The sequence below is a fragment of the Cupriavidus sp. HPC(L) genome (assembly GCF_000307735.3).
Taxonomy (GTDB): domain Bacteria; phylum Pseudomonadota; class Gammaproteobacteria; order Burkholderiales; family Burkholderiaceae; genus Cupriavidus.
On record NZ_AMPR02000116.1, the window covers coordinates 1 to 8,824 of the forward strand.

At 68.0% G+C, this 8,824-nt stretch carries 6 protein-coding genes; 4 read left to right on the top strand and 2 right to left on the bottom strand.

Annotated elements, in window-relative coordinates:
* Positions 1-139: 139 nt before the first annotated feature.
* Positions 140-2,110, bottom strand: a complete 1,971-nt coding sequence (gene prpR, locus B551_RS08920; RefSeq protein ID WP_006578720.1) for a propionate catabolism operon regulatory protein PrpR — start codon at positions 2,108-2,110, stop codon at positions 140-142.
* A 296-nt stretch (positions 2,111-2,406) separates the two neighbouring features.
* On the opposite strand from prpR, the gene prpB reads away from it, so the two are divergent.
* From prpB to prpF, 4 genes are all read left to right on the top strand, one after another.
* On the top strand, positions 2,407-3,315 hold the full coding sequence (gene prpB, locus B551_RS08925; protein WP_043438308.1) for a methylisocitrate lyase: 909 nt from the start codon (positions 2,407-2,409) through the stop codon (positions 3,313-3,315).
* A gap of 28 nt (positions 3,316-3,343) precedes the next feature.
* Positions 3,344-4,504 (top strand): 2-methylcitrate synthase, encoded by a 1,161-nt coding sequence (gene prpC / locus B551_RS08930; RefSeq protein WP_023263919.1) that lies wholly within the window; start codon positions 3,344-3,346, stop codon positions 4,502-4,504.
* Positions 4,505-4,610: 106 nt separating this feature from the next.
* The gene (gene acnD, locus B551_RS08935; protein WP_023263920.1) at positions 4,611-7,232 is read left to right on the top strand and encodes a Fe/S-dependent 2-methylisocitrate dehydratase AcnD; all 2,622 of its coding nucleotides are present in this window, start codon (positions 4,611-4,613) and stop codon (positions 7,230-7,232) included.
* 41 nt (positions 7,233-7,273) lie between these two features.
* Complete coding sequence (prpF, locus tag B551_RS08940) at positions 7,274-8,473, top strand: 2-methylaconitate cis-trans isomerase PrpF (protein ID WP_006578723.1); 1,200 nt, start codon at positions 7,274-7,276, stop codon at positions 8,471-8,473.
* 149 nt (positions 8,474-8,622) lie between these two features.
* Here prpF and B551_RS08945 read toward each other — a convergent pair.
* Positions 8,623-8,824, bottom strand: a 202-nt coding sequence (locus B551_RS08945) for a hotdog domain-containing protein (protein ID WP_023263921.1), incomplete at its 5' end; no start/stop codon positions are given.

The following is an 8,824-nucleotide window of genomic DNA, read 5'->3' on the forward strand; positions in this document are numbered from 1 at the left end:
CGACTCCAGCACCGCAGCGCCTTCGCCTTCCCCGCCAACCTCGCCGCCGTTCGGCTGCGAGGGGGCGAATATTAAGGGAGCGTGACAGCCGTGGCAAGCCCTTTTTTGCGGGGCCATCGATGTGCCCGCCATCTCGACACTACGCCGCCTCCTTGAGACGCCGCCACAAGGTGGTCGGACTGATGCCCAACAGGTGGCACGCCGCCGCGCGATCCCCTCCGCATTCGTCCAGCACCCGGCGAATATGTTCCGCCTGCGATGAACGCGCCACACCAGCCAGCGAACGGTTGCCCGAGCGCGCGTTGACTACGGTGGGGGACGTCGCCTCCATCCCCTCGCTGCCGAAGAACTCGGGTACCGTCGTCCGCAATTCGCGCAGCAACGCCTGCTCTTCCAGCGCCCGCCCCGCCAGCAGCACGGCAATCCGCTCGACCACGTTTTCCAGCTCGCGGATGTTGCCCGGCCAGCCATACGCCATCAGCCGGCTGCGCGCGGCCTCCGGCAGGCTCTCCGGGCGCGGCAGCCCGAGCCGCTGCTGCGCGCGCCGGTACAACAGCTCGGCCAGTTCCGGCAGGTCCGCCTTGCGCTCGCGCAATGGCGGCATGGCGATACGCAGGATATTCAACCGGTAATAGAGGTCCTGGCGGAACGCGCCGTCGCGCACCAGCGCCGCGAGATCCCGATGGGTCGCGGCGATCACGCGCACGTTGACCGGCACCGCATCCACGCCACCGATCGGCAGCACCTGCTTTTCCTGCAGCACGCGCAGCAGCCGGGTCTGCAGCGCGGGCGGCATGTCGCCGACCTCGTCCAGGAACAGCGTGCCGTTGTGCGCGGACTCGAACAGGCCTGCCTTGCCCCCGCGCCGGGCGCCGGTAAACGCCCCCTCCTCGTAGCCGAACAGCTCGCTCTCGAGCAGCGCCTCCGGAAATGCCGCGCAATTGATCGCCACGAATGGAAACGCGCGGCGCGGACTGGCGTCGTGCATGCCCTGCGCCAGCACCTCCTTGCCGGTACCGCTCTCGCCGCTGATCAGCACGGTCGAATCGACGGCCGCGTAGCGCCGCGCCAACTCGCGCAGCTGCCGCATTGCCGGCGACTCGCCCGCGAGATCGTCGAGCCGATAGCGAACGCCGGTCGTGCGCGCACTGGCGCGCCGGCGCAGATGGCGGTCGACCCGCTGGATCGCGTTGGCATCCTGGATCGTCAGCACCGCGCCCGCGGGACCGCCCTCCGTCACGATCGGTATCCGGTTGACCACGACCATGCGATCGCCCAGCTTGTGGATCGCCTCGAGCTCCTTGGTCCCGGTCCGCATCACGCTGTCGAGCGACAGATCGGGCGCGAGCCCCTGCAGCTTGCGGCCAACCGCATCGCCGGCCGGCGTACCCAGAAAGCGCTCCATCGCCGGATTGAACGACTGGATCCGCCCGTCGGCATCGACGGCCGCGACGCCTTCGTTCAGATGCGCGAGGATCGTATTGACGTACTCGCGCCGGCTCGACTCGATGCGCCGCAGCCGCGCCGCCTCGATCGCGTCCTCGAGCGCGAGCTTGACCGACTGCCCCGAGTACAGGAACACCCCGGTCAGCCCAAGCCGATCCGCGAGCTCCGTCACGAGCCCGGGTCCGACCACGACCTCCACGCCCTCCTGCCGCAGCGCCTTGACGCGGACAGTGGCGTCGTCCTCGGTCAGATACGTATACGACGGAATCGGAAGGTCAAATGCGCGGGCAAACTCGTCGACTTCCGGGTAGGTCGCGGCGTGCGTCACCAGCGCGACCCGCGACGAGATGCGCCGCGCCGTGGCCAGCGCGCTGAGCACGTCGAACCCCGTCACCTTGACCAGCGTGACCGGCACGTCCACATGCTGCCGCAGATAGGCACCATTCGACCCCGCGGCGACCACCGCGTCGAGCCGCCCTTCCCTGGCCTCCCGCGTGATCGCGGTGGCGGCCGCCTCATAGCCCTTGCCGACCAGCCGAAAGTCGGCCTGCGCCGCATAGGAAGGGATCAGATCGGCAAAGGCGCGCGACAGCCGGCTGATGCCGACCGCCCAGATGCGAGGCCGGCCAGGGGGGATCGGGGTGGCGGGGGTAGCGGAAGTCATCGATCGAAAGATGAAGGCGAATGCCGCAAGCCGCAGCGAGCGGACGAACAAAAGCGGCCACAATAGGACGTTGACGCGCCAACGAGGCATTCTGCGCCGCCCGGCGTTGCATTTCAATCGGCGACCGTGAATTTCAACATTGAAATTCAACGCAAGCGCCCATAACGCCACCTGTATCGACCAGACTTCCCACAATCCCTTGTCCGGACTGGCCAGACCAGGCCATCCCGCACCGCGCCGCCCTGCTGGCACGCCGCTTGCGCGCTGCCGGCATTCCGCTCACCCAGGACGCCACCATGACCCTGACTTCCCAAGACCTGGCCCGCTCGGCGGGCGCCCGTTTCCGCCAGGCCCTGGCCGACGAGCAGCCGCTGCAGGTCGTCGGCACCATCAACGCCAACCACGCGCTGCTGGCCAAGCGCGCCGGCTACCGCGCGATCTATCTGTCCGGCGGCGGCGTCGCGGCCGGCTCGCTGGGCCTGCCCGACCTCGGCATCTCGAACCTCGACGACGTGCTGACCGACATCCGCCGCATCACCGACGTCTGCGACGTGCCGCTGCTGGTCGATGTCGACACGGGCTTCGGCGCCTCGGCGTTCAACGTGGCCCGTACCACCCGCTCGCTGATCAAGTTCGGCGCGGCCGCGATGCACATCGAGGACCAGGTCGGCGCCAAGCGCTGCGGCCACCGGCCCAACAAGGAGATCGTCTCGCAGGACGAGATGGTCGACCGCATCAAGGCGGCGGTCGATGCCCGTACCGACGAGCATTTCGTCATCATGGCGCGCACCGATGCGCTGGCGGTCGAGGGGCTGGACAAGGCGATCGAACGCGCGGTGGCCTGCGTCGAGGCCGGCGCCGATGCGATCTTCCCCGAGGCGATGACCGACCTGTCGATGTACCGCAAGTTCGTCGACGCAGTGAAGGTCCCGGTGCTGGCCAACATCACCGAGTTCGGCGCCACGCCGCTGTTTACGCGCGACGAGCTGGCCGGCGCCGGCGTCGCGATGATCCTCTACCCGCTGTCGGCGTTCCGCGCGATGAACAAGGCCGCGGAGAACGTCTACGCGGCGATCCGCCGCGACGGCACGCAGCAGAACGTGCTGGACACCATGCAGACGCGCGCCGAGCTCTACGAGAGCATCGGCTACCATGCGTACGAACAGAAGCTGGATGCGCTGTTCGCGCAAGCCAAGGCCAAGTAACCAGAACAGAGCGAAGCAAGGAGACGACATGTCCGAAGCCACTCCGGCGCAAGCCACCCCGAAGCCCAAGAAATCCGTCGCGCTGTCCGGCGTCGTCGCCGGCAATACCGCACTGTGCACGGTCGGCCGCAGCGGCAACGACCTGCACTATCGCGGCTACGACATCCTCGACGTCGCCGAGACCTGCGAGTTCGAAGAGATCGCCTATCTGCTGGTGCACGGCAAGCTGCCGACCCAGGCCGAACTGACCGGCTACAAGGCCAAGCTGCGCGCGCTGCGCGGGCTGCCCGCCAACGTCAAGGCGGCCCTCGAATGGGTCCCGGCCTCGGCCCACCCGATGGACGTGATGCGCACCGGCGTGTCGGTGCTGGGTACGGTGTTGCCCGAGAAGGAAGACCACAATCTGCCGGGCGCGCGCGACATCGCCGACCGCCTGATGGCCTCGCTCGGCTCGATGCTGCTGTACTGGTACCACTACAGCCATAACGGCCGGCGCATCGAGGTCGAGACCGACGACGATTCGATCGGCGGCCACTTCCTGCATCTTCTGCACGGCCGCAAGCCGAGCGAGCTGTGGGAACGCGCGATGCACACCTCGCTGAACCTGTACGCCGAGCACGAATTCAACGCGTCGACCTTCACCGGCCGCGTGATCGCCGGCACCGGCTCCGACATCTACTCGGCGATCTGCGGCGCGATCGGCGCGCTGCGCGGCCCGAAGCACGGCGGCGCCAACGAGGTCGCGTTCGAGATCCAGAAGCGCTACGACACGCCCGACGAGGCCCAGGCCGACATCACCCGCCGCGTCGAGAACAAGGAGGTCGTGATCGGCTTCGGCCATCCGGTCTACACGACCGGCGATCCGCGCAACCAGGTGATCAAGGAAGTCGCGCGCCGCCTGTCGAAGGACGCCGGTTCGATGAAGATGTTCGACATCGCCGAGCGGCTGGAGACGACGATGTGGGACATCAAGAAGATGTTCCCCAATCTCGACTGGTTCAGCGCGGTCAGCTACCACATGATGGGCGTGCCGACCGCGATGTTCACGCCGCTGTTCGTGATCGCGCGGACCTCCGGCTGGGCCGCGCACATCATCGAGCAACGCATCGACAACAAGATCATCCGCCCGAGCGCCAACTACATCGGCCCGGACAACCTGAAGTTCGTGCCGATCGAGAAGCGCCGCTGATCCGGCAGACGCAAACGGAAGCGGCCGCGCCACGCGCCGCTTCCGTCCCGCAGTCCCCGAGACATTCCACGGCGCGCCGAGCACGACCCGTATCGATCCCCTCCCCATGAATACTGCCTTCCGCAAACCGCTGCCCGGCACGGGCCTGGACTATTTCGACGCACGCGCCGCGGTCGATGCGATCCAGCCTGGCGCCTATGACAAGCTGCCCTACACCTCGCGCGTGCTCGCCGAAAACCTGGTGCGCCGCTGCGACCCGTCGCTGCTGACCGCCGCGCTGACGCAGCTGATCGAACGCAAGCGCGAACTGGACTTCCCGTGGTTCCCCGCGCGCGTGGTCTGCCACGACATCCTCGGCCAGACCGCGCTGGTGGATCTCGCCGGCCTGCGCGATGCGATCGCGGACCAGGGCGGCGATCCGGCCCAGGTCAATCCGGTGGTGCCGGTCCAGCTGATCGTCGACCATTCGCTGGCGGTCGAGCATGGCGGTTTCGACAAGGACGCCTTCGCCAAGAACCGCGCGATCGAGGAGCGCCGCAACGAGGACCGCTTCCACTTCATCGAGTGGACAAAGAAGGCGTTCAAGAACGTCGACGTGATCCCGCCGGGCAACGGCATCATGCACCAGATCAATCTGGAGCGGATGTCCCCGGTGATCCATGCGGTCGACGGCGTCGCCTACCCCGACACGCTGGTCGGCACCGACAGCCACACGCCCCATGTCGACGCGCTGGGCGTGATCGCCATCGGCGTGGGCGGCCTCGAGGCCGAGAACGTGATGCTGGGCCGCGCCTCGTGGATGCGGCTGCCCGATATCGTCGGCGTCGAGCTGCGCGGCAAACCGCAGCCGGGCATCACCGCGACCGATATCGTGCTGGCCCTGACCGAATTCCTGCGCAGCCAGCGCGTGGTCGGCGCCTATCTCGAATTCCGCGGCGAAGGCGCGGCCAGCCTGACACTGGGCGATCGCGCGACGATCTCGAACATGGCGCCCGAATACGGCGCCACCGCGGCGATGTTCTTCATCGACGGCCAGACCACCGACTATCTGCGGCTGACCGGGCGCAGCGACGAGCAGGTGCGCCTGGTCGAGAGCTACGCGAAGACCGCCGGCCTGTGGGCCGATACGCTGCAGCACGCCGAATACGAGCGCACGCTGGAGTTCGACCTGTCGACCGTGGTCCGCAACATGGCCGGCCCGTCGAACCCGCACAAGCGCCTGCCGACCACCGCGCTCGCCGAACGCGGCATCGCCGCCAGGTGGGAAGAGGTGCCGGGGCAGATGCCCGACGGCGCCGTGATCATCGCCGCCATCACCAGCTGCACCAACACCAGCAATCCGCGCAACGTGATCGCCGCCGGCCTGCTTGCACGCAACGCCAACGCGCGCGGCCTGACGCGCAAGCCGTGGGTCAAGTCCTCGCTCGCACCGGGCTCCAAGGTCGTGCAGCTGTATCTGGAGGAAGCCGGCCTGCTGCCCGAGCTCGAGCAGCTGGGCTTCGGCATCGTCGCGTTCGCCTGCACGACCTGCAACGGCATGTCCGGCGCGCTCGACCCGGCGATCCAGCAGGAGATCGTCGAACGCGATCTGTATGCGACCGCGGTGCTGTCCGGCAACCGCAATTTCGACGGCCGCATCCACCCTTACGCCAAGCAGGCCTTCCTGGCCTCGCCGCCGCTGGTGGTGGCCTACGCGATCGCGGGCACCATCCGATTCGATATCGAGCGCGACGTGCTGGGCCACGACCAGAACGGCCAACCGGTGACGCTGAAGGACATCTGGCCGAGCGACGAGGAGATCGACGCGATCGTCGCGCAAAGCGTCAAGCCGGAGCAGTTCCGCAAGGTCTACGAGCCGATGTTCGCGGTGCAGGCCGGCAACGCCGAGACGATCAGTCCGCTGTACGACTGGCGGCCACAGAGCACCTATATCCGCCGCCCGCCGTACTGGGAAGGCGCGCTGGCCGGCGAGCGCACGCTCAAGGGCCTGCGTCCGCTCGCGGTGCTCGGCGACAACATCACCACCGACCATCTGTCTCCGTCCAACGCGATCCTGCCCGACAGCGCCGCCGGCGAATACCTGGCGAAGATGGGCCTGCCCGAGGAAGACTTCAACTCGTACGCGACGCACCGCGGCGACCACCTGACCGCGCAGCGCGCGACCTTCGCCAACCCGACGCTGGTCAATGAAATGGCGGTAGTCGACGGCAAGGTCAAGAAGGGTTCGCTGGCACGCATCGAGCCGGACGGCAAGGTCGTGCGCATGTGGGAAGCGATCGAGACCTATATGGAGCGCAAGCAGCCGCTGATCATCATCGCCGGCGCCGACTACGGCCAGGGCTCGTCGCGCGACTGGGCGGCCAAGGGCGTGCGGCTGGCCGGCGTCGAGGCGATCGTCGCCGAAGGCTTCGAGCGTATTCACCGCACGAACCTGATCGGCATGGGCGTGCTGCCGCTGGAGTTCAAGCCCGGCACCAACCGGCTGACGCTGCAGATCGACGGCACCGAGACCTTCGACGTGATCGGCGAACGCAAGCCGCGTGCGGACCTGACGCTGGTCATCCACCGCAGGAACGGCGAGCGCGTCGAGACCGCGGTGACCTGCCGGCTCGATACCGCCGAGGAGGTGTCGATCTACGAGGCCGGCGGCGTGCTGCAGCGCTTCGCGCAGGACTTCCTGGACTCCACCAAGGCGGCCCAGGCGGCGTCCGCCGCATCGGCGGCATGAACGCGGCTCGGCGCCCCACCCTGAATCAGCACGAGGTACCCATGGTTTCCCTTCCCCAGATCCGCATCCCCGCCACCTATATGCGTGGCGGCACCAGCAAGGGCGTGTTCTTCCGGCTGCAGGACTTGCCCGAGGCCGCGCAGTCGCCAGGGCCCGCCCGCGATGCGCTGCTGATGCGTGTGATCGGCAGCCCCGACCCCTACGGCAAGCAGATCGACGGCATGGGCGCGGCCACCTCGAGCACCAGCAAGACGGTGATCGTGTCGCCCAGCACCCGGCCCGACCACGACGTCGATTACCTGTTCGGCCAGGTCGCGATCGACCAGCCCTTCGTGGACTGGAGCGGCAACTGCGGCAATCTGTCGGCCGCGGTAGGCCCCTTCGCGATCGCCGCCGGGCTAGTCGACCCCGCGCGCATCCCGCGCGAGGGCGTCGTGACCGTGCGCATCTGGCAGGCCAATATCGGCAAGACCATCGTCTCGCATGTGCCGATCGTCGACGGCATGGTCAAGGAAACCGGCGACTTCGAGCTGGACGGCGTGACCTTCCCCGCCGCCGAGATCATGCTCGAGTTCATGGACCCGGCCGCCGAAGAGGAAGGCGGCGGCGGCGCGATGTTCCCGACCGGCAACCTGGTCGACGACCTCGAGGTGCCGGGCGTCGGCACGTTGAAGGCGACGATGATCAACGCCGGCATTCCGACCATCTTTATCGACGCCGATGCGATCGGCTACACCGGCACCGAGCTGCAGGAAGCGATCAACGGCGATCCGAAGGCGCTGGCGATGTTCGAGACCATCCGCGCCTACGGGGCCGTGCGCATGGGCCTGATCCAGAACGTCGACGAGGCCGCGCGGCGCCAGCACACGCCCAAGGTGGCCTTCGTCGCCTCGCCGGCCAGCTATACCGCGTCGAGCGGCAAGCCGGTGCACGCCGAAGACATCGACCTGCTGGTACGCGCGCTGTCGATGGGCAAGCTGCACCACGCGATGATGGGCACGGCGGCCGTGGCGATCGGCACCGCGGCGGCCATTCCCGGCACGCTGGTCAATCTGGCGGCCGGTGGCGGCAAACGGCAGGCGGTGCGCTTCGGCCACCCGTCGGGCACGCTGCGCGTCGGCGCCGAAGCGGCCCAGGTCGACGGCGAATGGGTCGTGAAGAAAGCCATCATGAGCCGCAGCGCGCGGATCCTGATGGAAGGTTGGGTACGCGTACCGGGCGACTGGAACCCTGTTGCCTGATCGCAGTAATGCCGGGGCCGCTGGCCGGCCCCGGCATGTCATGGGTGGCAAGCCATATCCTGGCCGTTAATTGCGTTTCATTGGGATGACCGGCAGGCGGGCGTCCATCGCCATAGCGGCAAACCACGCCTGCCCAGACCTCGCAGGGCTCAACCAAACAGCACGCTGTTCATCAACGCCTTGGCCACCACGGTGCCCGCTTCGGGCTGCTCGGCATAGACGGTGATTTCCGTGGCGATCTGCCGCTGGCCGCGGCGCACCACGGTCGCGACGGCGCGCAACGCGGCCGCCTCGGCCGGCGCGACATACTGGATCGACAGCGCGCTGGTCGCCCCGCCGCGGACCTTGTCC